At 39.9% G+C, this 26167-nt stretch carries 20 protein-coding genes; 8 read left to right on the top strand and 12 right to left on the bottom strand.

The window, feature by feature from the left end:
• The first annotated feature begins 353 nt into the window (after positions 1–353).
• The 4 genes from M23134_RS00455 (at position 354) to M23134_RS00440 (ending at position 2903) form a co-directional block, all read left to right on the top strand.
• Positions 354–890, top strand: a complete 537-nt coding sequence (locus M23134_RS00455; protein WP_232296756.1) for a SiaB family protein kinase — start codon at positions 354–356, stop codon at positions 888–890.
• Positions 891–1098: 208 nt separating this feature from the next.
• Positions 1099–1494 (top strand): DUF1987 domain-containing protein, encoded by a 396-nt coding sequence (locus M23134_RS00450; protein ID WP_002692699.1) that lies wholly within the window; start codon positions 1099–1101, stop codon positions 1492–1494.
• A gap of 306 nt (positions 1495–1800) precedes the next feature.
• Entirely contained in the window at positions 1801–2274 is a 474-nt protein-coding gene (locus tag M23134_RS00445) for a MarR family winged helix-turn-helix transcriptional regulator (protein WP_002692697.1), read from the top strand.
• A gap of 98 nt (positions 2275–2372) precedes the next feature.
• Positions 2373–2903, top strand: a complete 531-nt coding sequence (locus M23134_RS00440; protein WP_002692695.1) for a Uma2 family endonuclease — start codon at positions 2373–2375, stop codon at positions 2901–2903.
• A gap of 65 nt (positions 2904–2968) precedes the next feature.
• Here the strand turns inward: M23134_RS00440 and M23134_RS00435 are convergent, their stop codons facing one another.
• On the bottom strand, positions 2969–6292 hold the full coding sequence (locus M23134_RS00435; RefSeq protein WP_002692690.1) for a G8 domain-containing protein: 3324 nt from the start codon (positions 6290–6292) through the stop codon (positions 2969–2971).
• Between the two features lie 613 nt (positions 6293–6905).
• Between M23134_RS00435 and M23134_RS00430 the strand changes: the two genes are divergently transcribed.
• Both M23134_RS00430 and M23134_RS00425 read left to right on the top strand, forming a co-directional pair.
• The gene (locus tag M23134_RS00430; RefSeq protein WP_002692689.1) at positions 6906–7481 is read left to right on the top strand and encodes a TetR/AcrR family transcriptional regulator; all 576 of its coding nucleotides are present in this window, start codon (positions 6906–6908) and stop codon (positions 7479–7481) included.
• 271 nt (positions 7482–7752) lie between these two features.
• Positions 7753–8793, top strand: coding sequence for an SDR family oxidoreductase (locus tag M23134_RS00425; protein ID WP_002692687.1), 1041 nt, complete (start codon positions 7753–7755; stop codon positions 8791–8793).
• Positions 8794–8892: 99 nt separating this feature from the next.
• Here M23134_RS00425 and M23134_RS00420 read toward each other — a convergent pair whose 3' ends face one another.
• Entirely contained in the window at positions 8893–9303 is a 411-nt protein-coding gene (locus M23134_RS00420; protein ID WP_002692685.1) for a hypothetical protein, read from the bottom strand.
• A gap of 136 nt (positions 9304–9439) precedes the next feature.
• Complete coding sequence (locus tag M23134_RS40825) at positions 9440–9610, bottom strand: hypothetical protein (RefSeq protein WP_002692682.1); 171 nt, start codon at positions 9608–9610, stop codon at positions 9440–9442.
• A 1047-nt stretch (positions 9611–10657) separates the two neighbouring features.
• Here M23134_RS40825 and M23134_RS00415 point away from each other — a divergent pair.
• Positions 10658–11254: a Crp/Fnr family transcriptional regulator gene (locus tag M23134_RS00415; RefSeq protein ID WP_002692680.1), complete on the top strand. Its 597-nt coding sequence runs from the start codon at positions 10658–10660 to the stop codon at positions 11252–11254.
• Here the strand turns inward: M23134_RS00415 and M23134_RS00410 are convergent, their stop codons facing one another.
• The 5 genes from M23134_RS00410 to miaB all read right to left on the bottom strand — a co-directional run bounded on the left by M23134_RS00410 (position 11255) and on the right by miaB (position 20672).
• The gene (locus tag M23134_RS00410; RefSeq protein WP_002692673.1) at positions 11255–12844 is read right to left on the bottom strand and encodes a leucine-rich repeat domain-containing protein; all 1590 of its coding nucleotides are present in this window, start codon (positions 12842–12844) and stop codon (positions 11255–11257) included.
• Positions 12845–12946: 102 nt separating this feature from the next.
• Positions 12947–16831: a tetratricopeptide repeat protein gene (locus M23134_RS00405; protein ID WP_002692671.1), complete on the bottom strand. Its 3885-nt coding sequence runs from the start codon at positions 16829–16831 to the stop codon at positions 12947–12949.
• Positions 16832–16974: 143 nt separating this feature from the next.
• Positions 16975–17532 carry an LPS assembly lipoprotein LptE gene (gene lptE / locus M23134_RS00400; protein WP_045112734.1) on the bottom strand — a complete coding sequence of 186 codons (558 nt, stop codon included), beginning with the start codon at positions 17530–17532 and terminating at the stop codon, positions 16975–16977.
• Positions 17510–18814 (bottom strand): sigma-54 interaction domain-containing protein, encoded by a 1305-nt coding sequence (locus M23134_RS00395; protein WP_002692667.1) that lies wholly within the window; start codon positions 18812–18814, stop codon positions 17510–17512. Before M23134_RS00395 ends, lptE begins: the two co-directional genes overlap by 23 nt.
• 376 nt (positions 18815–19190) lie before the next feature.
• Complete coding sequence (gene miaB / locus M23134_RS00390) at positions 19191–20672, bottom strand: tRNA (N6-isopentenyl adenosine(37)-C2)-methylthiotransferase MiaB (protein WP_002692663.1); 1482 nt, start codon at positions 20670–20672, stop codon at positions 19191–19193.
• 427 nt (positions 20673–21099) lie between these two features.
• Here miaB and M23134_RS00385 point away from each other — a divergent pair, with 427 nt between their 5' ends.
• Complete coding sequence (locus tag M23134_RS00385) at positions 21100–22902, top strand: ATP-binding protein (RefSeq protein WP_002692659.1); 1803 nt, start codon at positions 21100–21102, stop codon at positions 22900–22902.
• 59 nt (positions 22903–22961) lie between these two features.
• Here M23134_RS00385 and M23134_RS00380 read toward each other — a convergent pair whose 3' ends face one another.
• The 4 genes from M23134_RS00380 to M23134_RS00365 form a co-directional block, all read right to left on the bottom strand.
• Positions 22962–24476, bottom strand: a complete 1515-nt coding sequence (locus M23134_RS00380; protein ID WP_045112778.1) for a leucine-rich repeat domain-containing protein — start codon at positions 24474–24476, stop codon at positions 22962–22964.
• On the bottom strand, positions 24466–24954 hold the full coding sequence (locus M23134_RS00375; protein ID WP_232296755.1) for a hypothetical protein: 489 nt from the start codon (positions 24952–24954) through the stop codon (positions 24466–24468). Before M23134_RS00375 ends, M23134_RS00380 begins: the two co-directional genes overlap by 11 nt.
• A 103-nt stretch (positions 24955–25057) precedes the next feature.
• Positions 25058–25618 (bottom strand): hypothetical protein, encoded by a 561-nt coding sequence (locus M23134_RS00370; RefSeq protein WP_002692654.1) that lies wholly within the window; start codon positions 25616–25618, stop codon positions 25058–25060.
• A gap of 146 nt (positions 25619–25764) precedes the next feature.
• Positions 25765–26052, bottom strand: a complete 288-nt coding sequence (locus M23134_RS00365; RefSeq protein ID WP_045112732.1) for a hypothetical protein — start codon at positions 26050–26052, stop codon at positions 25765–25767.
• Between the last annotated feature and the right edge of the window lie 115 nt (positions 26053–26167).

Here is a 26167-nt window from a genome sequence, read left to right as displayed (position 1 = left end):
TCTACAAAAAACTATATTTTTGCATGAAGCCTATTCAAAAATATTGACAAATTAGCCTCATATTATTGCCTAAGTACAACTTATTCAGAAGATACTGTATCCATATTTACCAATCCATCGTATTAAATTTTGTAAGCTTTTGTTACTTCAGCAGAAATTACCACTATTTTCACAATTGCATACACTCCTTTTTCTTTCTAAATTGTTTAGATAAATTCACTCTTAAGCAAAAACCCAACACAACAATTAATTAACACAGGGATCATTAATTGTTATATTTTTACAATTTTAAATAACCATTTATCTTAAAATATTTGATGATGATATTGACAGCAAAAATGGTTGATTTTTATATGGCAAAGTCTCTTGTATACAGTAATATTTTTCGGGTAAAGGCTCCACTTATCATGTATAAGGGAGGGATTAATTATAAATTAATTGCCAAAGCAAGGCATTTTATCCGTACTACCTTCACCAAAACCAACCTTCAATACAAAATACAATCTATTTTTATAGAACTGGCTCAAAATATCTTATTGTATTCAGAAGAACATAACCTGTTGAAAGACACAGAGTCGGTAGGAACGATTGTGTTGGATGAACAAGAAGAAGCTTACCTATTGATTACGGGCAATGTAATGAAAAGTGAAACAGTAGAAACACTCAAAAATCATTGTAACCACATCAACTCACTAGACCGTACAGGTTTGTTTCATTTCAAAGCAGAGCTTGCTCAAAAAACTGCCAGCCCCACCAGTAAAGGAGGAGGGTTAGGACTACTTCAGGTAGCTTTGCTATCAGGCAACAAAATACAGGTTGTTACAGAAAAAATCAACGATGAGTATACCTACCTGGGGTTTTGTGCCAAGGTGTACAAAGATCATAATTAAAAGTGCTCTAAGGGCTTCATCACCAAGAAAATTGTTTTCAATATTGAATACTTAAAAAACATCCTTTGTTTCTAGGTATTTAAGGTGTTTTTATAACACTTAATCTATGCTTATACAGTATTCAGCCTCTGAATATTGCATTTCACAATTCATTTTGTCTTATTTAATCGTATATATTACGTTCAATGATTTATTATAAATTGCCGTTATGAAAGATTTGCATATAGAAGAAACCACTGGAACCTTTTTAACTCCTGCTGTAAAATTAAATGCCACCACTGGCAAATGTTCTATGGAAGGGGAATCATTCATAGAAAATCCACAAGCGTTTTATGCGCCCATTCAGGAGTGGATAAACACCTACATCAAAGAAGTAAAAGGCCACATGGAGTGGGACTTTCGTTTTTTATACCTGAACTCCAGCTCATCCAAGATTATGTCGACTGTATTTAGAACGCTCAAAGATTATGAAAACGAAGGTGGCAAGCTAGTCATTAACTGGCATTACCCCGAAGACAATACAGGTTTATTGGAGGAGGGTGAATGTTTTAAACTTGTCAGCAAACTATCTATCAACCTCATTCCCTATGAACTAGCCGACTAATCGGAGCTTCTGTTGACAAGATAAAAAGAGTTTAAAATAGTAATATTCGGTTAATCTACTTACTTATTTTAACCCTAGTTTACTATAATGTGAAGAAATTCCCCACTCGTATTATTGTGCATAAAATGTTATAATTTGCCCTCAAGTTACTATCATTAATAATGAACTTGTTTAAACTTTATCGTTAAAAAGGCTTAGTTAGTCCTTGTTAAACCTTCATTGCTAAATCTTGCCTGTAAAACAATATTGCCTGTTTTACTCTTAAAGAATAAAAGTTCAAACAAGTTCGGCTTAAAAACTAAACCCATGCGCAAAGAAACAGTTGAAGAGTCTTTAGTACTGACCATTATAGAACTGGCCGCTCAAATGACTAAAAAAGGGGATGTATTGACCCAAGAGTTAGGTATTACGACCCAACAATGGTTGATTTTGCTATACATTTATGGCGACCCTAATATTCCTTTTTTAAATTCTCAACGAATGAAAGAGGGGGTATTTGCCAAAGATATAGCCGAGGCACTGGATGTTTCTAAGCCTAACATTGCCAATCTGGTAAATATTCTGAGTCAAAAAGACTTAATTACTCAAATAGAAGACCCCATAGATAGAAGGCGTAAAAGACTAAAAATCACTGAAAAAGGCATTGGAGTGATTAGCCAGATGGAGCAAAAGCGGGTAGACGCCAATCAAGTAATGTTTGGATCGCTTGACCAAAATGAACGTTTGGAAATGTTGCAGCTTCTGCACGCTTGTCTACGCAAACTCAAGCGAAAAGAGTAACCAAATACATTGTACCCCCTATCACAACAAACAACCAGCTTTGAGTACTTAAAGATTAAAAACTTTTGTAATTTTGGGCTTCAAGCAATGCCTTTTATATGACTATTACAGAAGAAGATTTTTTGACAAAAGCCTGCCAACAACCCAATCAATGGGAGTACCACCAAGGGCAGTTGGTTGCCTGTGCACCTGCCAGTGAAGCTCATCACCAAATCGGCCAAAATCTTGCTGATTTATTTTCCAAGAGTGCCCCAACAACTTCCTCACTAGTATTTATACCCTTGGCAGATGCTTATGTATACCCTGACTTTGTGCTATTACCCAGCGCTCCCATTCTTTACGAAGCCCCCCAACAAGCAAGTGCTGTGCTCAACCCTGTATTAGTGGTAGAAATTATGTCGCCTCAGACCAAACAAACAGATACGCAACTAAAATGGGGATTTTACCAGCAAGTCTCCCACCTTGAGCAATACCTGCTCATAGATGAACAACGTCCCTTGCTACAGTTGTTTACTCGTAACGAACAAGGTTGGAAGCTGGAAATAATCAAGCATAGCGACAATACCAAACCGTTTTTATTACACAACCAAGAGGTATTGTTAAAAGATATTTATCAGCAGGTAGTATAAAGCCAAAAATCCCTGGCGTTACACACACCAGGGATTTTGAGAAAAAAAGTATTGCCTAGGTCAAACTATTTCTTCAATAGCTTTCCGGTAAAATATTTATTACCTACCTGAAGGCGATACAGGTAGCTGCCTTTGGGCAAATCTGCCACGTTTACCTCTAGCCGATGCTTGCCTGCTTTTAGATTTGACTGGACATAGTTTTTTCTTTCTTTGCCCAACAAGTCATACAGTTTAAAAGTCACTTTTTCGTTATTGGCTACTTTGACTGATAGCTGCAAAGTATGCTCAAACGGGTTGGGGTATACTACAGAGTTACTCTCTGACTGATCGTTGCCTACTACAGTATGAGTACGGGCTACTGTACCATTGCAAGTGCCATTGGTACACACCATCAAAGATTCTATGATGCCATCATCAGTAAACGAACCACTTAATGCCTGGTAACGTAAGTACAAGCTTTTGGTAAATGAGTTATAGTAATACCCTGATCCGTTCATACTTTTCAAATTGGCCAAAGACAAACGATTAGGTACAAGTTGTAAACCATCATTTGCATAATAACTATATTTACCTCTAGGGGTTACCCTACGTACAATAAATCCGCTGGGTACGTTTGCAACCTCTAAAATCACGTACTCTCCCTGATTCATGCTATGAAAATCGAATCTTGATATGGTAGGAATGACAGGTTTTGAATAAGTATATTTATAGTGGTGTACCCCATCTACCATAATGGGCAATGCTACCCCGTCGAGCGCCGAGTGTTGATGTAACTCAGTAAAACTCACACCATCGCCTCTAGTCAAGGTACTGGTTTGGCGACGCTTACTAGCTGGACCATAATCTTCGTCCGATGAACGTAACTCTACATAGGCAAACCGACGAGTCACTTCACTTGCATTACCTGAGCCAATGGGTAAACTTGTACCATCTACCATGATGGGAGTATTGCGGGTAATGGCATTCATGGGTTGGTTGGTCATCGCCCCATCTATGTCATAAATCATTCCGGCAAACCAAAAAGACTGCAAGTCAGTCCCATTGTGGTCTTGTACTTCTCTGAAGTGTACCTGATAGCTACTTGGCTTATCTACAATGGTATTTTCCATAGTATGTCCCATATACCTAATGGTGGCTCCCCACTGGTCAAACAAACTAAATTTGGAAAGTTTACCCCCTACATACTTCGCATCAAAATCTGCAAAATAAGAATCTTTGATATGCACTGGTCCATCATAGATAATATGACCTACCACATATTTATCTCCCCTTTCTGAAGGAGCTAACCTATCTGGAATATTGGACACATGCTCGTGATTGTCTGATGCTCCTACCCACAACACTCTGTTGTAGTTGGTTTTCCAGGTACTGGTTTCTCCTTCCCAGTTATCTGCCACAATCATATTATTGTATGTGTTGGTAATCGTTTTGTTGGTAGTACGGTTCCTTCCTTTGATCCGTGAATAGTTGCCCAGCTGATTTTTATACACCGTCAGATTGTTAATGGTCACTTCGGTGCTTGGTTCATAGGTAAGGGTTAGCTGTACAGAATCATCTCTATCGGGTCCCATGCCCACCAACCAGCCATGGTAACTAGAATGCGCTGTATTATTGTCAAAAGCGCCATTGGCAAAGTTTAATCCGTTGCCTTCGGCATGAAAAGCAAACCAAAAACCTGATCCATCGGAACCTGCCGCACGGTTGTTTTGTACTGTATTATGAGGGTGGGTAATCCAGAAAGTAGAGGGCCCGCTGGCATTTCTATGTTTCAAAACATCGCTGTGCAATAAAGCAAAGTCCTTGTGAGGACGGCGAGTAACCAACCCCAGGTTACCAATGATTTGATTGCCAGTTTCATTTCCATCTTCTAGAAAGACTGCATGCCCCAAGTTGTCATAGCAAACATTTTGATCTACTACAGTATTATTGGTACCATGCACCGTAATGGCACGGTTATAGGTATGGTGCACACTTGAATTACTAAAGTATTGTCCGCTGGCATCACCCATTAGATGCCAATGAAAAGGATAGCGCCCCAAAATATTACGCTGTCCCATACGATACAACTCTACATTAGAAATACGCGCGGTAGATCCTCGCATCATCATTATATGCCCACCAAACTTAGTGCTGGCACTACTAATATCTCCTTGAATGACTAAATTGCGTGATAACATGCCTACTTCGGCTCGCTCATCCAGTATCCACCTATGGGTTTGTCTATTAATTACTCGTTGATAAGTTTGCTTTTGCCCAAAGTGTTTATGATTAAGGCGAGTCGATAAATACACTCTAGAACCATTTATCTGAGTAATCGTTCGTTCTTCAGCATTGTCCATATCAAAGTCAGTAGATGCTATCACTATACGGTCACCCACTTTCCAACCAGTGGTAGCTTCTACCTCAATATAATTACGCCCGGCATACGCAGTAGTCCTTAGTTGAGTCCAGGATTTTTTGGGTTGCCCGTGTAACTCCACCGTACCACCACTCATAGCACCTATCACTTTATACCCCATGCCACTCCCTGGGTTCGCACCTCCTGCTCCGGTAAGGGTAATGCTACCTTGGGCAATATAAGGAGCTTCTTTCGAGCCTACCAATAACGCTCCTCCATTCATTACATGAATGCCCTGGGTTGCCAACCTAAAGTTGCCATTTAGCGCCGCAGTAAGTGTACCCTTTACATGAATCAATGCAGCGGCATTGCCTACATTATTGTCTAGCACCATTGTACAATTTTGTGGAATCAATACCATGTCGCCAACGTTAGGCTTTGTACCATCTTGCCAACTACTGTTTTGTGACCAGGTAGGTAGTTTTTCTAATTTTACATCATCTACAAACGCAGTTTGATCGCCTACACTGGCAGTGCCTGCTAACCTAAGGGTATGGCTACCCGCAGACAACCACCATATAGCTGTGTTGTAATTGCGATAAGATGTATTGGTAGGGGCAATATCCTGAACAGTAGCGCCATCTAACAATACACGCACGGTTTGTCCTTGCCCAGAGTTAAACCAAGCCCTTTGTGCAGCCTGCAAACGCACCCTATAGGCGCCCTCAGTAGGCACATTGATAGTGACCTGGGCGTATCCTTGGTTTTGCAAAAACAACACTTGGCTACCTATAGGGGCATTCTGTGGGTTGCCGCCGGTAAATCCAGACCTATTGTCAGAAATACCCGCCCCGTTACTAAAAGTCCAACTTGCTCCCGAAGGGCGGTACTGAAAGTTGCCATAAGCAATATTGGGAGACTCAAAGCTACTGTTACTCACCCCTATAATAGAAGAGTTGCAATTAGGTATCTTTTGTGCCCAGGCACTTGCTCCGTAGCAGGCTACCCACAGTATGCCTATCAAAAAGCGTAAAAAAGGTAATTTAATCATTGTAAAGGTTTTTAATGGTTATAAAAATTATTCTCCTCCAGGCGTGGCTTTCGCCAAAGTGGTAAACCAACCCTGGTAAAAACATGAGAATGCTAGATATATAATCCCTTGATACACCCCCAGACGCTTACCCGTTATTACTCATTATTACCCATTCACCCTCTCTCTATATTTACAAAACCCAAAAGAATAATTATAATATGCAGAAAATCAGCATTTTAGCAAAAAATAGCAGAAAATGACAAACGAATTAATAACTTTTTTCAGGGGCAATAATTACTAGTTTTTTTGGATAATATTCGCTTATTTTTTCAAGCAAAAGCAGGAGTTTAATGACAAAAAATCGCCCTAAATGTACCTTTTTACGAGTATTCGCTGATAAACTATGCCCTGAAAATTTGCGTGAATAAAAGCATAAAAATAAAGCATTCTAAAGAAACAAAATGCTTGAGGGATGGCAGGTTAATGCTCTGCTGTAGATAAATTTTCCGGCAGGAAGAACTTTGGTAGGTTTGCTTAGCTATAAGAAAATAAAACTAATTTTAGTTGAATATTTATTCGATTACATATATATTTGTTTCCATAAGATAATGTACTTAAACAAACATAAAGAGTGAAACCCAAAGACGAGGCAAAAGACAAGGCGATCAAACAAGCTACCCTTGACCTGGTGTTTGAAAAGGGGATGGCTGGTGTAAAAATGAGTGAAGTAGCCAAAAAAGCATCAATTGGCACGGGATCTTTGTATACTTATTATAAAGACAAAGAGGCATTGATTGAGACGCTTTATCAAGACATAGAAAAACAGGGCACTGAGATCTTATTTAAAAGTATTTCACCTGATTTGCCATACCCCATCAAGGTCAAAAAAGTATGCTTTAACTATATGACCTACCTCATTAAACACCAAAAAGAGGTAGTATTCAAGGAACAATACCAACGTTCTCCGTTTTGCTACCATACCGAAGAGGCTTTGAGCATGGATGAAAAGGCGGCACGCCTGATTGCTTTGATTAATGAAGGTAAAAATCAACATTACCTCAAACAAATACCTGACCTGGAAATGATGCTGGCGCTTGATGGTATTATCAAAAGTATTATTCATCATTACCAAATGGCAAGACAACCTGTTACTCAAAGTATTAAAGAAAGGATTTTTTCTATTTGCTGGGACAGCCTCAAAGCTTAACTATTGATTAACAATCACTTATGCTACTCCTCTAAATGTTTGCAATGATGGCAGAGGGGGTAGTTGATAGTCTATAGCTTCTACAGCCTAAAGCTATTAGTCTTTAGCTTTAGGCTGGTTTGCAAGCATGCTACCTGCTTCATAATACATTGATTTTTAAGGGTTTATAAAATCGGTAGATGGAAGTTACAATAAAAGACAGGCACATAGAAGTTTTTTTTATTTAAAAACCGAATAAATATTCAATTAAAAAAATAAACATTCACAAAATATGGATAAGTCTAACACAAAAGTTTTAGTTACCGGGATTACCGGATTTATAGGGTCGCATATTGCCATCCAATTACTCAACGAAGGCTACCAGGTAAGAGGTAGCTTAAGAAACGCCCAACGAATTGCATCTATCAAAGAAGTGATTGCTCAATATACTTCTCATATTGATAACCTTAGTTTTGTCGAGGCAGAACTTACTCAAGCACAGTCGTGGGAGGCTGCTACTCAAGGCGTAGACTATGTACAGCATGTAGCTTCTCCCCTATCGGCAAGCTTGCCCAAGCACGAAGACGAGCTGATTGTACCTGCCAAAGAAGGCGCAGAAAATGTACTACGAGCTGCCATAAAAAACGGGGTAAAAAGGGTAGTGATGACTTCTTCGGTAGCAGCCATAGGCTATGGCAATATGAAGGGCAACACTACCAAGGCTTACACTGAAGCACACTGGACTGATATACAAGATCGTAAAGACACTACTCCTTATATAAGAAGCAAAACCATCGCCGAAAAAGCTGCCTGGCAGGTAATGGAAGTAAATGATACCCGCATGGAACTAGTCACTATTCAGCCAGTGGCAGTAATGGGGCCAGTGCTTGAAAAAGACTATGGAACTTCGGCTGAGTTGGTAAAAAAACTATTGGATGGTGATTTTCCGGGGGCTCCCAAGTTTGGTTTTTCGGTGGTGGATGTACGCGATGTGGCAGACTTGCAGATAAAAGCAATGGAACAGCCAGAGGCGGCCGGGCAAAGGCTTATTTGTAACGCAGGGTTTCATTGGGTATCAGAAATTGCCGAGATTATCAGAGAAAAATACCCCCAATACAAAAAACGTATGCCCAAATTTAGTTTGCCCAACTTTGCCGTAAAACTCTTTGGTATTTTTGATCCTGCCACACGTTCTGTAATGAATGAACTGGGCAAAAAACGTGTGTTTGACAACTCTAAGGCCGTAAATACGCTCGATTGGCAACCTCGCAATACGCAAGAAGCACTGCTTGCTACTGCAGATAGTTTGATTAAACAAGGCTTGATTAAATAAGAAAAAACAGGAGGGTACTCTACCTCAATAGGTAAAGTAATCACAAAGAAAAAGCCTCTTGAAAAAGAGGCTTTCATTCATATGTTATAGCTGTTGCTTTCAAACTGCGACGAGTTCTTCTTTACAAGAATGAACATCTGCCAAGGGTACATTGCTTTGTACCAAGCGAAATGTTTTACCTACAATTTTGTCCTTGATATTGGTTTGAAGTAATTTCCACTCAAACTGTAGTTGATCAGGCATGCTATAGTAGTCTACCTCTAGCGATCCGCCAAAAGTTCTTCGTAGGAATTGCTTGGGTGAACCAACCAATGCCAATAATATTTTACTGCTGGTTTTTGCTTTTACCACAAACTGTAATTCTTTGTGAAAAGGCAGGTCATGGGTGTGCGTGGGTTCGTCCAGGTGCAGGTTGCCCAACTCCCAGGCTGGTACATCACTAAGAATGATCTGTTCTTGGTCTGAACTATGTTCCAGGTTCAGTGTAAGTAATACTGGTGGTGTTTTCATGATGTTCTTTATTTGCAGTGTTCATTGTGTTAAAAAAAATACTTGGTTAAAAGTAAAGATGCTGGGCAAGCAAAAGTTGTTTTGGTGTAGAAGGACTATTTTTGCTTGTCTTGGTAGTGTTGGTATGAATGAGTGCTTATGAGATGTTGCTGATCACAAAAAGAACGCCCATCATCCAGCTTACAAGAAACAAAGCCAAACGAATTTGATTTGCCTGTTGCTCTATTTTTTTGGTATGCTCATTTTGTGTTGATACTTGTTTTTTTTGTGTTACTGTTATTGTCTGTTCGTGTTGTGTTGTTTGCATGATGTCTAAATGTTTTAAAAATTAGGGCAACCTGCCCGCCTTATGGTAAAATAATTATTTAATATCTAGTGTTAAAATCAATCCTCAATTTACTATAAAATCTTTGGTTTTTCTGCTCACTTATGCATTGTTCTCCTAAACCTTTAACCCGAAAATATTATCATCAAAAATCATTATCTCCCAAATAAATAATCAAAAAACCTTCTTTTGATAAAATTTTATGTTACAAATGTAACAATCAATTATTTGGCTACCTAAAAAAACCTCTGTGAAAAACACTATAAAAATTACTTGGGTAAGTATAAAAGCTTAATTATTGACTAACTCACCGAATATTATACAAATCAATATTGAAGCCAACATTATAAAAACTTTGAAATTTCCTTTTTTGTTTCAATAATGTTTGGTGAAAACACTTAAAATAAGTATTCCCTATATTAGAGTACGAGAGGTATAGGGCATTTCGTGTCACTACATCTATATATTTTTTCTCTTAACTATTTTAACTAATGAAATTTCTCGTATATTTGCATCGCATAGCTGGTTGAAGGATCTTGGGGGATAGTTGATAACCTTTATCTACTTCCCTCAAGTTTTTTTTGCTTTAGCACACCAATTAGCCATATTTTCCCCACTTTCAGAATTACCTGTTCATTCCATCCCATTTTTTTCTTTTTATGTTTTGCTTAATTGTCAATTTACGCCTTTTTTAAAAAACATATTGTACATTTTTATACATTTTGTCTCTGAATATTGTTTTTACTCTTGGCTTTTTTTCTCTAAAAACCACTTAATTTAAGTTCATAAAAGAGTTTTTCCTTACAAGTACATCCGTTTTCTTTGTAACCTTTAAAAGAATACCACGTAACACAAAATGGCTTTTTCTCTATTGTTATCTTTATCTCTCACTATTTGCTTCCCCTTTACAAGGTTTCAATCCTTGTCCAATAAGCCTTTTTCTGTGTATTATACCATTCTTTTTATAAAGCCTGCATTCTCTATACTATTTGACAAGGCTTATTTTTTACCCCAAACAATTTAGCTTTTATGCATACTATACACCTCCAGGCACTTACTCACTTGCGAGCAACTATTCACCAAAAGGTAATACTATCTGATGAGGTATGGGAAGACTTTGCCCAAGGCTGGACATTGGTAACTCCAGCTAAAAACGAATACCTGACTAAAGTAGGGGAAACAGAACGTTATTTGTATTTTGTAGAAGATGGAGTACAACGTGGTTTTCACTTGGTAAATGGAGAAGAGGTTTGCGTGGCTTTTTCGTTTGACCATAGTTACTCAGGAATCGTAGATTCTTTTCTTACCCAAACTCCAGCTAAATATTACCTTCAAGCCATCAGCAACAGCGTACTGCTACGCCTAAGCTACCACGACTTACAAGGATTGTATGACCGCCACAAAAGTGTAGAGCGCTGGGGTAGGCTCATCTGTGAAGACATTTTGATTGGCAAGGCAAACCGCGAAGTAGCTATTTTATCTTATACTGCCGAAGAGCGCTATCGTCGTCTTATGACACAGAGTCCCCGCTGTATTCAACTCATCCCACAAAAATACCTGGCTTCGTACCTACGCATGACCCCCGAAACATTTAGTCGATTAAGAAAAAAGGTAAAGGATATTTAATTACCAGACAACTTTGCAATGGGGTAAGGCTTGCTTAACAATTGCTTTGGTTTCTGTTGATATAGGGTTGCCCAATAACACCAACTCCTTAAGGTGAGACAGGTTTTGCAGATCAAAAGCGAAGGCAGTTAGTTGATTGCCTGACAAGTTAAGCTTACGCAAACTCTTAAGGTTGCCCATAGTAGCTGGCAGGTAAGACAAAGCATTGTCGCTCAGGTCAAGGTCTTGCAGATTCTCCATTTCACCTATAGTAGAGGGCAAATAACTTAATTGGTTAGAGCTAAGGTTGAGCATCATTAAATCGGTCCACTGTCCTATAGTAAGGGGCAAATAAGATAAGGCATTATAGCTAAGGTTCAACGACAAACATTGTAAACCACCTATACTTAGCGGCAGTGTGGTGAGACGATTACTGCTAAGGTCGAGTTGGCGACAATAAAGGTTGCCGATTTCAGTGGGCAAGTCAGTTATTAGATTATGTTCCAGCCTTATTTCTGCTACATGGCTTAGCTGCCCAATGCTTGGCGGTAAACGAGTTATCTCGTTATTCTCCAACTTCAGCTCTATCAATTTAGTAAGCATACCTATTTGTTCGGGCAATGCAGTCAATCGGTTATCCGCAATATTGAGTCGTTGTAGGTTTTGAAGTTGCCCTATAGTTGTGGGCAGGGCTGTCAGTAGGTTATTCCACAAATTAAGATTTTGTAATTGCTTGAGTTGCCCTATAGTAGTAGGTAGCTGGGCAAGTTGGTTGTACATCAGGTTGAGCTGCTGCAGGTTTTCCAGGCCTTTGAGTTCGGCAGGCAATTGGCTCAACTGGTTGCTGCTTAAATCAAGCTGTTCTAATTGTTGCAATTGCCCTATGCTGGTGGGCAAGCACGCTAACTGGTTACGGCTAATTTCAAGTACTTGTAATTTCTTGAGTTTGCCTATGGCATCAGGCAAGGCTTTCAATTCATTGTTGCCCAGCTCCAATTTTTCTAATTGAGTTAAATTGCCTACTGTTTTGGGCAAAACAGCCAGACGGTTGTGCTCCAGGTTGAGCTGTTGCAAATTGAGTAGTTTGCCAATGCCTTCGGGAAAAACTTCTAAGTGATTATCTACTAAATCCAGCAACTGCAAACTTTTCAAATTGCCCAACTCTGGGGGCAAATCGCGTAAACGGTTGCTCCATAAGTTTAGTTCCTGTAAATGTTTGAGCTGCCCTATGGCGGGCGACAATGAAGTAATTTGATTGTGTACCAGGCTAAGCGCCTGAAGGTATTTTAATTGATTGAGTTCGGGGGGTATGGTGGTAAGCTTGTTATAACCCAGGTTCAATTGCCGCAAATTAGACAATTGGAGCACCTCTGGTGGCAGTGCAGTCAGGTCATCTTTCCAGAGACTCAAATAACGTAAGTTTTGCACAAAGTTGAACTCTACCTGGTGCCTTACACACAAAAATACATGCTTTTGTAACTCTTCGGCCACTTCTTCGCTGTAGGCTCCTTCAAGTCCTGCACACAGGTGGAAAGCAAGTTCAATATTGCCTTCGTCGTAATGCTGTAACAGCTGTAATATCTTGCGGTCATTGTCTTCGTGTTCAGCCATGGATAAGTTTTTTGGGTTTCATTCACTGTCGCTGAGTACACTTTAAATTGAATATTTCCGGGGCAATTCAAAACTCCCGAAACATCCTGGCAGTCAACCATATTAACTCTTCAAAATGGCAATCTGAGAAGCAAAGTGAGCGGCTTTTTCTGGATGACGCTCTTTTAATTGCTCAAATACTTTAATTGCTTCCTCCAGTTTACCTTGGTTAAACAGCATCAGGGCGGTACTTTCATTGACAAAGTCAACATCGTTGCCAGGCATTGTTTCATCCTGTGATGTATGGGTTGTCTCTGCTACCATCTGCTCTTCTTTAACAAAAGGTTCATTTTGCAAAATACTGATTTGTGCAACAAAGTAATCTTTACGATTGGGCTGTCTTTTCATCAACTCCTGGTAAATAGCAATGGCTTCTTCGTTTCTACCTTGATTAAAAAGAAAAATAGCGGTGCTTTCACTCACGTCATCATCAACAGCCTCAGTTGTATCCTCTCCTGTATGAGAGTGGTTTGGCTGTTTTTCATTTTGACTGACAATTTCGTCAGAGGCAACTTTTGAAATTTCGGTAGTGGTTTCTTGATCAATAATATCTATTTGGTCAAAAAAAGAAGGCACATCAGCTTCAGTATTTTTGTCTTCTGTTACTTCTTCTTTTTGGGTTTTGACCGTTTCATCAGTTTTGGGCACTTCTTTCACAGGCTCTTCAAAAGGCTTGGTGTCAGCCAATGAACCAGTAGCATCTATGTCATCGGGCAAAGGGGTTTCGGTACTAAAATCATCACTAACATCTTCAGAAATAATTTCTAACTGTCCCCGATAATAATCAGCCTTCTCTGGATGCTTTTCAATGAGTTGTTGATACATTTCCACTGCTTGTTTGGTATGTCCCTCATTGAACAGGTCCATAGCCAAACCTTCGTTCAGATGTTCATCCTCTTCTATGGGCATTACTGGCGGCTCTTCTTCCTCCTCTACATCCAACAGCGTTGTTTCATCTTCTACAATCGGTTCTTGTGTTTGGGCGGTTGCCAATGCTTCAGTCTCCCAACCACGCACCGCTTCAAAAGCATCAAAACCATCCGCTACTTGCTCATCGTGCACTACCTTGCCCTCAATTTGTTCAATCTCCCAACCACGCACCGCTTCAAAAGCATCAAAACCGTCTTCCACTTGCTCATCGTGCACTACTTTACCCTCGATCTGTTCGGTCTCCCAACCGCGCACCGCTTCAAAAGCATCAAAACCATCTTCTACTTGAGTATCATGCACTACCTTGCCCTCAATTTGTTCAATCTCCCAACCACGCACCGCTTCAAAAGCATCAAAACCATCCGCTACTTGCTCGTCGTGCACTACTTTACCTTCGATCTGTTCGGTCTCCCAACCGCGCACGGATTCAAAAGCGTCAAAACCATCTTCTACTTGAGTATCATGCACTACCTTGCCTTCGATCTGTTCGGTCTCCCAACCACGTACCGATTCAAAAGCATCAAAACCGTCTTCTACTTGCGCATCGTGCACTACCTTGCCCTCGATCTGTTCGGTCTCCCAACCACGTACCGATTCAAAGGCATCAAAACCGTCTTCTACTTGCGTATCGTGCACTACCTTGCCCTCGATCTGTTCGGTCTCCCAACCACGCACCGATTCAAAAGCATCAAAACCGTCTTCTACTTGCGCATCGTGCACTACCTTGCCCTCGATCTGTTCGGTCTCCCAACCACGTACCGATTCAAAGGCATCAAAACCGTCTTCTACTTGCGCATCGTGCACTACCTTGCCCTCGATCTGTTCGGTCTCCCAACCACGTACCGATTCAAAGGCATCAAAACCGTCTTCTACTTGCGCATCGTGCACTACCTTGCCCTCGATCTGTTCGGTCTCCCAACCACGTACCGATTCAAAGGCATCAAAACCGTCTTCCACTTGCGCGTCATGCACTACTTTGCCTTCGAGCTGTTTGGTCTCCCAACCGCGTACCGCTTCAAAAGCGTCAAAACCGTCTGCTACTTGCGCATCGTGCACTACTTTGCCCTCGAGCTGTTCAGTCTCCCAACCGCGTACCGCTTCAAAAGCGTCAAAACCGTCTGCTACTTGCGCATCGTGCACTACTTTGCCCTCGAGCTGTTCAGTCTCCCAACCGCGTACCGCTTCAAAAGCGTCAAAACCGTCTGCTACTTGCGCATCATGCACTACTTTGCCAGCAAGTTGCTCCGCCTCCCAATGTCTTACTAATTCAAATAAATCCAGGTCATAGTCGTCACCTTCAGTATGTGGAGCACCAGCCAAGGCCGCAGATTCCCAATCACGTAAATCATCAAATAAATCAACACCTTCTTCTACAGTAATGTCGTTTTCAGTAGGAATACCTGATACTGCATCCTCTTCATGCAAGGCTTGCTCCTCTTCTTCGTCTTCATCATCTGCTTCTAAAGGAGCAACCAAAGGCAAAGGTTCTTGCACATCCTGGTGTTTTATCTGAGGGGTTATATCAAACTCTAAAGAGTCTCTTACTATGTCAAAAGCATCTATAGTCAGATTTTCGTTCCTCACCCATTCAAAAGGGTCTGATAAAAGCAGGGGGTTGAACAAAATATAGTCATCGGGTAAATTCACTTCTATAGTGTGCTCCGACAATCTACTTATTTCTTTACCGTTGTGGATAGGTTTCGATGCCTCCACCTCCTTGTTTTCTTCGTTTTTTTGGTCATTATGACTACTTTCGTCAGTGGCTATTTCGTCGCTCTCTACTCCTATTCCAAATAATTCGGGGCGTTCGGTCAATAGCTCAAACTGGGTTTGAAAATACTCTTTCCGGGTAGGGTATTTTTGCATCAGTTTTTGATAAACTTCTGCGGCAAGGTCGCGTTCGCCATTGGCAAAATATTCAATGGCTAAATCTTCAGTCAATTCGTCCTCAGACACCTTAAGTTGTGCTTTAACCGCAGGCTCCACATCTCGCAGTAAATCGAAGGTATCCACATATTCGGGGTGCCCTAAGTCGGCCGCATTTGGTACAGGTACATCTTCTGGCAGTATAGCCTTCTCCTGGGTAAACTCATCTGCGGATTCACCCTGACTATCTTCAGTGGTTTCGGCAGGCTTTAAATAAACTTTATCTGCCAGGCTTTCGTCAAACTGGTAGTTACCATCCATCAATATGTTTGCCTGTGCAGTATAATATTCTTGTTTATCAGGATAAATAATAATTAGTTTATCAAAATATACTTTTGCCTCGTCTACCTTACCATTGTTGTACAACTCAAAAGCCACGCTTTCGTCCCACTCTTCTGCCAAATCTATTACTACTCTATCACTCAGGTCTATCTCATTGTTCAACTCCTCTGTTCGCTCTGCCTTCACTGGAGCTTCTTCTTCCACTTTGTCAAACTCTTCAGTAGTTGTTAGTTCATTTTCAGTATTGTCATCTACTTTTTGATCAAGTAAGGCTTCATCAAACTGGTAGTCGCCATCCATCAATATATTTGCTTGGTTTTGGTAATACTCTCTTTTGTCTGGATAACGAACAATGAGTTTATGAAAGTAGTTTTTGGCTTCATCTACCTTTCCTTCTCTGTACAGATCAAAAGCGTTATCTTCGTCAAGTTCTTCCGAAGGATCTATCACCAAGGCATTGTCAGACAGGCGGCTTGTCTGGTGGGTAGGTTCATCCTCATTATTAATAGTATCAAAAAAAGAAGTTGTGTCACTTTCAGAAGTGTCTGTGTCAGGCGTGATTTCGGGTGTGTTGCCATAGTCATGGTTCAATAACTCTCGCAACAGACTACGATTGTAGGCATAGATAGCAGCCCGGCGTATTTTACCGGGGGCAAGCACGGCATCTTTTTCGTGTGCACCTTTTGCCAGCAATACATGTACTGCCTGAAAATAAGGAAAACGTTCTGCTATGTCCTCTAACTCATTGAGGGTGTTTTTGCTTATTTTAGCAGGATTTTCTATTATATCTAATAATGCCGTTTTGTTCATAAATCCGCCTTCTTTTGATGTTATTTTTTTGATTGGGTATACCCTACCGCCGGGTTGGTTCTCAATCTACAAAATTTTATGAGAAAAAAACAAAACCCTGACACTTTATACCTGTCAATAACCTGTAACTGAGTAAGCTATGCTTACCAATTGGCTGCTGTACGGTTGAATATGTCAAGAAGTAATTTTTCAAAAATTTCATTTATTTTCTCAGTTTCTACCTGTGACAAGGTTTGGTTCTGAGGAAAATCGGCAAACTGTGAGAAACTTTGAGTAAAATTCTTGGTTTCATCTTTTTTGCTTTCAAACACTACGTTTATCGCAATGGTTAAACGGTTGCTGGCTGCCGCCGATTGTGCAGTAAGGGCAATAGGTGCTACTGAGTAATTAGTTACGCTGCCCGAAATGCTCCAGTCTCCGTTTCTATCTACAATATCAAGCGAGGAGTTTTGTTGGTAATATTCTTTCAACCTATCGGTAAAATCTTGCCCCAGGTTGGCTGGCCCCAGTGCATCGTTCTGAAAGTTGGCTATAAAAAGAGTTTTCACTTCAGGCGGAATACTAGCTCCGCTAAAACTATACTTAAACGAACAACCACTGAGTAAGCTAGTACTGACCATAATTGCCAAAATGCAAATGCTGAAACAATGCCGGAGGCTTTTCAAAGTCAAAGGGCGTTTACTTCTGTTTCTCAATTTCATACTGTTTAATTTTTCGGTAGAGCGTTCTTTCTGAAATGCCCAGGTCACGGGCAGCATACTTACGCTTGTTCTTGTTTTTTTTCAGGGCTTTGATAATCAACTCCTTCTCTTGCTCCTCAAGCGATAGAGAATCGTTTTCTTCTTCATGTTGAATATCTTGCGTGTCTTCCAGGTCATCAAGATGATCTGCTATCTCTATCACGCTATTATCCTGAAAACTGCTACTGTCTACCACAGAAGTATCTGAGGGTAACAACCGATCTTGCCCAAATATAGCCTCAGCGGGGTTTTCGTCGTTAATCCCGTTAAACAAGTCTTTATGGTCACTAATGACACTTCCGTAATTGCCTGAGTTCAAAAGTTCAAACACTAGCTTTTTCAACTCGGTGACATCTTTACGCATGTCAAATAATATTTTGTAGAGTAAATCTCTTTCTGAGAAATCATCTTGTCCTCCTCTATTGCCCAACAACGCCGGAGGGCCACTGGTACTTTCAGCAGGGATATATTTGGCAAGGGTTTCTACATTAATCTCTTGTTCCATTTCCAGCAACGACATTTGCTGAGTGAGGTTTTTGAGTTGACGTATATTGCCCGGAAAACGGTATTTACCCAAGGCTTGGCTGGCATCTTCCGATAACTTGATAGGTTTTACCCGGTACTCTTCGGCAAAATCGCTGGCAAACTTTCGAAACAACAACAATATGTCGCTGTCTCTTTCGCGCAAAGCGGGTACACTAATGGGTACTGTACTCAAACGAAAATAGAGATCTTCTCTGAATTTTTTTTGTTCCACAGCTTTTAGTAAGTCTACATTGGTGGCGGCTACCACACGTACACTTGTTTTTTGTACTTTGTTGGAGCCTACCCTTATAAACTCTCCGTTTTCGAGCACCCTTAATAAACGCGACTGAGTACCCAGGGGCATTTCACCTATTTCGTCTAAAAAAATGGTTCCGCCATCAGTTACTTCAAAAAAACCTTTGCGAGCTTCTCTGGCATCGGTAAAAGCACCTTTTTCGTGTCCAAACAACTCAGAATCAATAGTTCCTTCTGGAATGGCGCCACAGTTAATGGCGATAAACTGCCCATGTTTGCGGGGGCTAAGGCTATGAATAATTTTTGAAAATGATTCTTTACCTGTACCACTTTCACCCATAATCAGCACATTCATTTCCGTGGGGGCTACTTGTGCTGCCACATGAATAGCATAATTGAGTTTAGCAGAGTTACCAATGATTCCAAACCGTTGCTTTATACTTTGAATTTCGTCTTGTCTCAATCTTTTGTTTTTTTAAGGTGCAATATTAGGTGTTAGCTACCAGGTTTACCAGGTTGTTTAAAAACTCACTGAATCCTTCACACACCTAGTTACTAAGCATTATGGTTGTTTTCTTTAATGTGTGATGACTGCCTTTCTGATAACAAGCAGGTGAAAAGTTAAATAAAAAAATAAATCGGTTGATCAAGGTTCTAACCCTTATGGGTGTTTGAGTAAACATTAGAAATGCTAAAACTAATGCCTGTAGGTTGTATAGACTTAAAAATCAATGACTTATTCATCATACATGGTGGAAGACCAACCAGTATTACCAATCAAAACCAACAACAAGCAACCTGCTATGTTATTGATTGCTTGTTGCTTTTTTATATGCTCGCTATACCGGGTCACCAATAAGGGTTGCCGCTGAGCATTCCTTCACCATTACATTTACATAATCGCCTTTTTTGTAATGTTTCTTAGGAAAGATCACCATCTTATTAGCAGTGTTTCGCCCTTTGAGGTAGTCATCTGAACGCTTAGAAAAACCCTCTACCAATACTTTGTGTACCTTGCCTATGTCTTGTTGATTGCGCTTAAGCGAAAGCTCTTGCTGCAAGGCAATAATTTCTTGCAAACGTTTTTTCTTGACCTCCAATGGCACATCGTCTTCCATTTTTTTGGCTGCGGTTGTGTTAGGGCGCTCTGAGTAGTAGAACATATAAGAGAAATCGTATTTTACCTCTTTCATTAAAGTAAGCGTATCTTGATGTTCTTCATCAGTTTCGGTACAGAAACCTGCAATCATATCGCTTGAGATACCACATTCTTCGCCCAAAATACGACGGATAGAGGCTACAATTTCCAGGTAACGCTCACGAGTATAGCCTCGGTTCATGGCATCAAGTACCCGACTATTCCCACTTTGTACAGGCAGGTGAATGTACTTGCATATATTTTCATACTTAGCCATTGTATGCAGCACATCTTCGGTAATATCTTTGGGATGAGAAGTAGAGAAACGGATACGTAGGTCGGGGCTTACCAATGCTACCTTTTCTAACAGCCCGGCAAAATCTACAATGTCTACTCCAGTAAGGTCTGCCCCTTTTTTTACCGCCTTTTTTTCGCCCAACAATGAAATCACGTCAGGGTTTGAGCTCCACAAATAAGAGTCTACATTTTGCCCCAGCAAAGTTACCTCCCGGTAGCCCTTATCAAACAAATCTTGAGCTTCTTTGACTACAGAATAGGGGTCACGACTGCGCTCACGTCCACGGGTAAACGGTACCACACAAAACGAACACATATTGTCACAACCACGCATAATAGATATGAAGGCAGTTACACCGTTTGAGTTGAGACGTACTGGAGCAATATCGGCATAGGTTTCGTCTCTTGACAAAAACACATTGACTGCCTCTTGCCCCTCGTCTGCCTGCAACACCAACTGGGGCAGGTCACGGTATGAATCGGGGCCAGCCACAATGTCTACCATCTGTTCTTCTTCGAGCAAACGTTTCTTTAGGCGCTCTGCCATACAGCCCAAAACGCCTACTACCATTCCTGGCTTTTTATTTTTTATATGATTTAGGTTTCGCAACCTGTTACGTACTCTCTGTTCGGCGTTGTCTCTGATCGCACACGTATTGAGCAACACCACGTCAGCATTGTCTACTTCCGAAGTGGTATCAAACCCATGTTCAGACATAATAGAGGCTACAATCTCGCTGTCTGAGAAGTTCATCTGACAACCATAACTCTCAATATACAACTTGCGGGTTTTGCCTGTGTTGTTTTCTTCACTAATTTTAACCTGCTCGTTGGCTTCCTTATCATCTGGTTTGAGTATTGCTATGTCTTTTATTATCTTTCGCATTTATTTTCTGTATTTTAGCATACAAAAGTAAAAACTTTGGGGATAAAATGACAAAATGTCAGTAAAAAAAATCAGCGAGGCACTCGCTTTATTTTTAAAAGGACGTTGGGGCGTATGCCTAAACATGCAATTAAATAGTTTTTAAATTTATAATAGACTGATAGCCGAGCCTCTGGCGAGCTCAACAAAGTTAATCAGCCATCAACTTTGACTAAAATCACTGCGGAGTATTTCTCATATAAATAGAGTTTAAATGTTTAACTGGCTGATACTTTCACTTGAAATCACTGCAGAGTATTGTTGGTTATACAACAAAAATAACCTACGTTACCAAACCCCGTTTTAACTAATCAATGGTTTTGGGCTATTGGCAAGCTTTATTTATTACAGGTTGTTTACTTTTTTTGATAATTCCCTAGCGCCATCAATGAATTTTTTTAATCACTTATCTTTACGCCGTAAAGTAGTATCTATTAGCCTGATTGTAACCTTATTTGCCCTGGGGGTGGGTTTTGGGCTATTTCTTTGGCAATCTATCAGTTTGTTTGAGGGCAACCTCAAAGACAAGGTAATTGCCAATGCCTCATTAACGGCCTCTTTTTGTACTACCCCACTTGCTATTGACGACCGCAAAGGTTTGCGTCATATTCTGGCCAAGTTTAAAGATTTTCCAGAAGTCACTCAAGCCTGTATTTACAATCGTAGAGGGAAAATTTACGCTACTTATCGCCAAAAATCTACCGATCCCCACTCTTTTTCAGCTTTTCACAAACAACTCATTCCCAGTGCTCAATTCAAAGATGGCTTTTTGCACGTACACCAGCCTGTATTGTACAACAACCGTGATTATCTGGGGCTGGTATACCTCAAAGTGAGCACCCGGTATTTGCAACGCAAGGTAAACCAAGAGATGTTTATTCTTGGTGGAGTATTAGTATTGCTTTTGGTGGTATGCTACCTATTGGCGAGGTCGCTGCAGGGGGTGGTATCTAATCCGGTAGAAGAACTCATTAATATCATTGATCAAATTTCAGAAAAAGGAGATTATACCTTGCGCGCCCAAAGACAAAAAAGAGGAAACGACGAGATCACTAAATTATATGATCAGTTTAATCACATGCTAGAGCAAATAGAGTGGCGGCAACAGCAAGAACAAAAAAGCCGCAAAAAATACCAGGGATTGTTCCAAAACTCAGTCATTGGCATTGTAAGAGCTGACTTTAACTCAGGTGAAATGCTTGAGGCTAATCCGCGTTTTTGGGAAATAATGCAACTAAGTCCCCGCACAAAGCTAGACAATGAGGTAGTTAATTATGCACAGGAAGATTTATCCCGGATAAAGGAGCTGTTACTACAACAAGGCTTTATTAGGCAAGAAGAGGTACAGGTAACCCTCCAAAACCAACACAGTTTATGGCTTTCTATATCAGGTAGGCTCACTCCACAGCAACAGTTTGAAGGGGTGATTCAGGACATTACCTCACAAAAAGCACGGAGTATGGAACTCAAGCAAGCAAATCACGAGTTAGATAATTTTGTATACCATGCCTCACACGAGTTCAGGGCACCTTTGCGTTCTATTTTAGGTCTTGCCCATTTGATCAAGCAAGAGCAAGACCGGGGGCATATTATGCACTGTGTAGACTTGATTGTGCAAAGTACCCAAAGCCTGGATGAAGTAGTACAAAATGCTTTGGCGCTTACCAAAAACAAACGGGTAGACAGTACTTTTACGGCGATTCACTGGAAGGCTAAGCTACAAACATTTTTGGACAACCTGACTGATTTTAAAAATACAGATCGGATTAAGGTAGACTTAAAAGTTCAACAAAAATCGGCATTCTACGCCGACTTGAGCCGCATCAACATTATTTTGGGAGAATTATTGACAAATTCCCTTCGGTTTACCCGCCACTTAGAACAACCGCTCATTTCGGTAGATGTAACTGTAGATGATTTTAAAGCAGTTCTTGTGATTCAAGACAATGGGGAGGGAATTCCAGCACAAGAATTACCCAAAATATTTGATATGTTTTATCGGGGGTCAGAAAGCTCACAAGGTTCGGGATTGGGGCTATATATTGTAAAAAATGCCGTACAAAAACTCAACGGACACATTTCGGTAGAGTCTACTGTTCAACAAGGCACTATATTTAGGGTAGAAATACCCAACCAGGGCAAGCCCAATACAATCACTGGCACTAAAAAGATCAATGCTCCTCCGAATTAAACCAACACATACAAGTAAAACTTTAATTGCTGCTATCTTACGGGTAATTATCTATTTAATTAGCCAAACTTAGTAAAAGAGCAATTAGGCAGCATTTTTTTAACCCGCTCTAACTCCTGTTCAGAGATTAATCCATGCTGCAAATATAAATATTGAAGTTTTTTTAGCTTGGTTATTTCAACAGGTATTGTAGTCAAATAATTACCCATCAAGTTTAACTCCTGCAAATTACTCAGGGCAAACACCTCAGACGGCAACACTTCAAGCTCATTATACCTCAAGTCTAAATTTTGCAACTTCTGTAGCTTAGCCAACCCAGCAGGCAATGAGGTAAGATTATTTCCGCCCAAATTCAACTCTTCAAGTTTTACCAACTGGTTTATTTCATCAGGCAAGTCAGTCAATCCATTTTCAGCTACATTCAACTTTTGTAAGCCCTCAAGTTGAGTTATTTGCAAAGGAAAAGTACTTAATTTATTGAAGCTGATATCCAAGGTATGCAAATTCTTCAAACTGTCTATTTCGAGAGGCAATGCCACCAAGTCATTTTTCCAGATACGCAACTCTTCTAAACACTTCAACTGCCCAATGGTATTGGGCAAGGTAGTAAGTAGGTTTTCTTCTAAACAAAGAATTCGCAAATCACCAACAAGACCAATCTCAGTAGGCAATTCACTCAACTGATTGCTTTGCAAATGCAATAACTGTAAACTTTGTAGTGTCCCTATTTCAGCAGGCAAAGCTATAAGTTGGTTTTCTTCTATATACAACTCCTGTAGAGTTGTTAGATTACCTATTTCAGAGGGTAAAGTTGCCAACTGATTATCTGAGACATACAAAAACTTTAAATTACTTAATGTACCTATTTCTGTCGGCAAAGTAGTAAATTGATTGTTATCTATGTACAGCTCTTCTAAAGAAGTAAGGCCACTTATTTCGGCAGGCAAGGTAGTCAGTTGGTTAGATCCTACCTCTAGTTTTTTCAATTGGGTTAGCTTGCCTATTTCAGCAGGCAAAGCCACCAATCGGTTCACAGCTAATTCTAGCTTTTGCAATTGGGTTAGATTGCCTATTTCGGCAGACAAAGCTGACAACCTATTATCTGTAATATATAACTCCTGTAACTTGGTCAAGTTGCCTATTTCGGCAGGCAAAATGGTTAATTCATTTCGGTTGAGTCTCAATTTATACAAATTGGTCAGGGCTCCTACCTCGGGGGGTAATATAGTAAGACCAATCGCCATACAATCTAACTTCTGCAAATGTGTCAACCCAGCTATTTCGGCAGGTAGCACACTTATATGTTTATAGGAAAGGTTCAACTTTGCCTGGTTAAACACCATAATATGCTCAACCTCCAAGCTTTCTAAATCTTTGACATCAGTATTTGGCGCCTCAAGTGTTCTCGCCCACGTGTTCCATAAGGTAACATAAGCTTTTAAATATTGCCGCAGGTTTAGCTCAGCGTTGGCTTTTTCTATTTCTAAAGCTACCAGGATATTTTTCTTATCGGGCGAGCGTAAAAGTTGCAAAAACTTTTGTTCAAGGTTCATTTCATTCATATTATAATTCATCAGCATGATGATAAAAATATGCTCTGCGCCACCAACACTCTTGTTTTACTTCCCATCTTACTCGCTGGCGAAAATAGCTCACCAAAATATCATACATTCTATTATCAAGTTCATATTTTGTAACTAAACCTAAATAGTAGTTTGCCCAACTCTCAACAATTTCTTCTACTCTATTCGTCAACTTCTCCTTATCTTTGGTAGTCATATTTCCCTTTTCGGGAAAAGTAACTTCATATGTAGCCAGTGCCTGCTCAAGCTCAATTTTAAAAAAATTAGTATAACAATATTTCACCCCATCTTCTATGACAAAACTCACTACCTGATCTTCGAGCAAACTCCACGTTTTATGCACTTTTATATTTTCCTCAAAAACATTTGCAATTTTGACAAACTGAAAGTCATTGTTGTCAAATTTAAAAAACGAAAGGTTTCTAATTGGCAAAACATTTCCTTTGATCCCTGGAAATATTTGAGCCATTTTATCGCCCAGTCTTACAAATTGTCCTGTGGTAAGCAAAAAGTCATTAAGCAGCTTGATTTTGTCCATTAATTTTAATGTTTAAAATTCCTTAGCATATACCTTATAAATCATCCAAAATATTGGCCGCAATTCCACCCATCATCCCCCAATGCACCTCTTTTACCTCCCACCTTCCCCGCTGTCGCAAATGTTTCACCATAATGTCCGCCAATCTGTTATTGCCCTCCTCTATAGTAGTCAAACCCAAAGCATAATTATCCAACACCTCTTCTATATCTTCTTGTATTGCTTTTAATAGTGGTTGTTTTTCTGTAGTCATACTCCCCTTTTCAGGAAAATTAACTTCGCCTGCCGCCAGCGCCTGCTCAAGCTCAATTTTAAAAAAATTAGTATAGCAATATTTCACCCCACCTTCTATGGTAAAACTCACCACTTGATCTTCAAGCAAGCCCCAGGTTTTATGTGCCTTAAATACATTATCAAAGCCTATAAACATTTCGACAAACTGAAAATCATTGCCATCAAAAGCACAAAATTGATAATTTTTTACAGGCAACACATTGCCCTTGAGCCCTGGAAACACCTGAGCCATTTTATCACCCAGCTTTGCTATTTGCCCTTTGATAAGCAAAGTACCATCTAACAAGTTTATTTCATTCATCCAATCCAGTATTTAAAGCCAACTATTCAACCACTAATTTATCGTTGTGATCGAATTTACAAAAGCTCAAATCAAGCCCCAACAAAAAACCCTTTGATAACTTACTTATTATCAAAGGGTTGATATGGTATTTAAAAAAATAAAGTTTATACCAAAAAAACATTTTCTAAAGCAGGTAACTGGGCATAAGGTGAAAAATTGTGAGGAACTGAGGTGCTTTCAAGTTTTGTTACTTTGTTTTTCAAGCGTTCGTTTTCTTGCTTTAGTATTGCCAGTTCGCCTTCCAGATTTACCATATTTTGCACCATAAACTGACTGAGTTTGTTAAACTCTTTTTTCAGTTCATTCATTTCTTGCTTCAATATATTAGACCGACTTGTTTTTTTTGGTTTAGGCTCTACCTTCCACACCATTTCACGGGGCATATCATTCATGTATATATGTGTTAAAGTTGTTTGTTAAGAATATGTTGAATTGTTTATTGTATGAGCAAATATACAGCTTAACGCCAATATAATAAACAAAAACACACCTTTTTTAAGTCAAATT

It is taken from the genome of Microscilla marina ATCC 23134, from assembly GCF_000169175.1.
GTDB classification, from domain to species: domain Bacteria; phylum Bacteroidota; class Bacteroidia; order Cytophagales; family Microscillaceae; genus Microscilla; species Microscilla marina.
This window is presented reverse-complemented; position numbering and strand designations above follow the sequence as displayed.

Coding starts and splice junctions, on each gene's coding strand:
- M23134_RS00455 (WP_232296756.1), top strand. CDS start 354: ATGGCAAAGTCTCTTGTATACAGTAATATTTTTCGGGTAAAGGCTCCA.
- M23134_RS00365 (WP_045112732.1), bottom strand. CDS start 26,052: ATGAATGATATGCCCCGTGAAATGGTGTGGAAGGTAGAGCCTAAACCA.
- M23134_RS00410 (WP_002692673.1), bottom strand. CDS start 12,844: ATGGCTGAACACGAAGACAATGACCGCAAGATATTACAGCTGTTACAG.
- M23134_RS00440 (WP_002692695.1), top strand. CDS start 2,373: ATGACTATTACAGAAGAAGATTTTTTGACAAAAGCCTGCCAACAACCC.
- M23134_RS00405 (WP_002692671.1), bottom strand. CDS start 16,831: ATGAACAAAACGGCATTATTAGATATAATAGAAAATCCTGCTAAAATA.
- M23134_RS00425 (WP_002692687.1), top strand. CDS start 7,753: ATGGATAAGTCTAACACAAAAGTTTTAGTTACCGGGATTACCGGATTT.
- M23134_RS00380 (WP_045112778.1), bottom strand. CDS start 24,476: ATGAATTATAATATGAATGAAATGAACCTTGAACAAAAGTTTTTGCAA.
- M23134_RS00415 (WP_002692680.1), top strand. CDS start 10,658: ATGCATACTATACACCTCCAGGCACTTACTCACTTGCGAGCAACTATT.
- M23134_RS00385 (WP_002692659.1), top strand. CDS start 21,100: ATGAATTTTTTTAATCACTTATCTTTACGCCGTAAAGTAGTATCTATT.
- M23134_RS00435 (WP_002692690.1), bottom strand. CDS start 6,292: ATGATTAAATTACCTTTTTTACGCTTTTTGATAGGCATACTGTGGGTA.
- M23134_RS00445 (WP_002692697.1), top strand. CDS start 1,801: ATGCGCAAAGAAACAGTTGAAGAGTCTTTAGTACTGACCATTATAGAA.
- M23134_RS00375 (WP_232296755.1), bottom strand. CDS start 24,954: ATGGCTCAAATATTTCCAGGGATCAAAGGAAATGTTTTGCCAATTAGA.
- M23134_RS00420 (WP_002692685.1), bottom strand. CDS start 9,303: ATGAAAACACCACCAGTATTACTTACACTGAACCTGGAACATAGTTCA.
- M23134_RS40825 (WP_002692682.1), bottom strand. CDS start 9,610: ATGCAAACAACACAACACGAACAGACAATAACAGTAACACAAAAAAAA.
- M23134_RS00370 (WP_002692654.1), bottom strand. CDS start 25,618: ATGAATGAAATAAACTTGTTAGATGGTACTTTGCTTATCAAAGGGCAA.
- lptE (WP_045112734.1), bottom strand. CDS start 17,532: ATGAAATTGAGAAACAGAAGTAAACGCCCTTTGACTTTGAAAAGCCTC.
- miaB (WP_002692663.1), bottom strand. CDS start 20,672: ATGCGAAAGATAATAAAAGACATAGCAATACTCAAACCAGATGATAAG.
- M23134_RS00450 (WP_002692699.1), top strand. CDS start 1,099: ATGAAAGATTTGCATATAGAAGAAACCACTGGAACCTTTTTAACTCCT.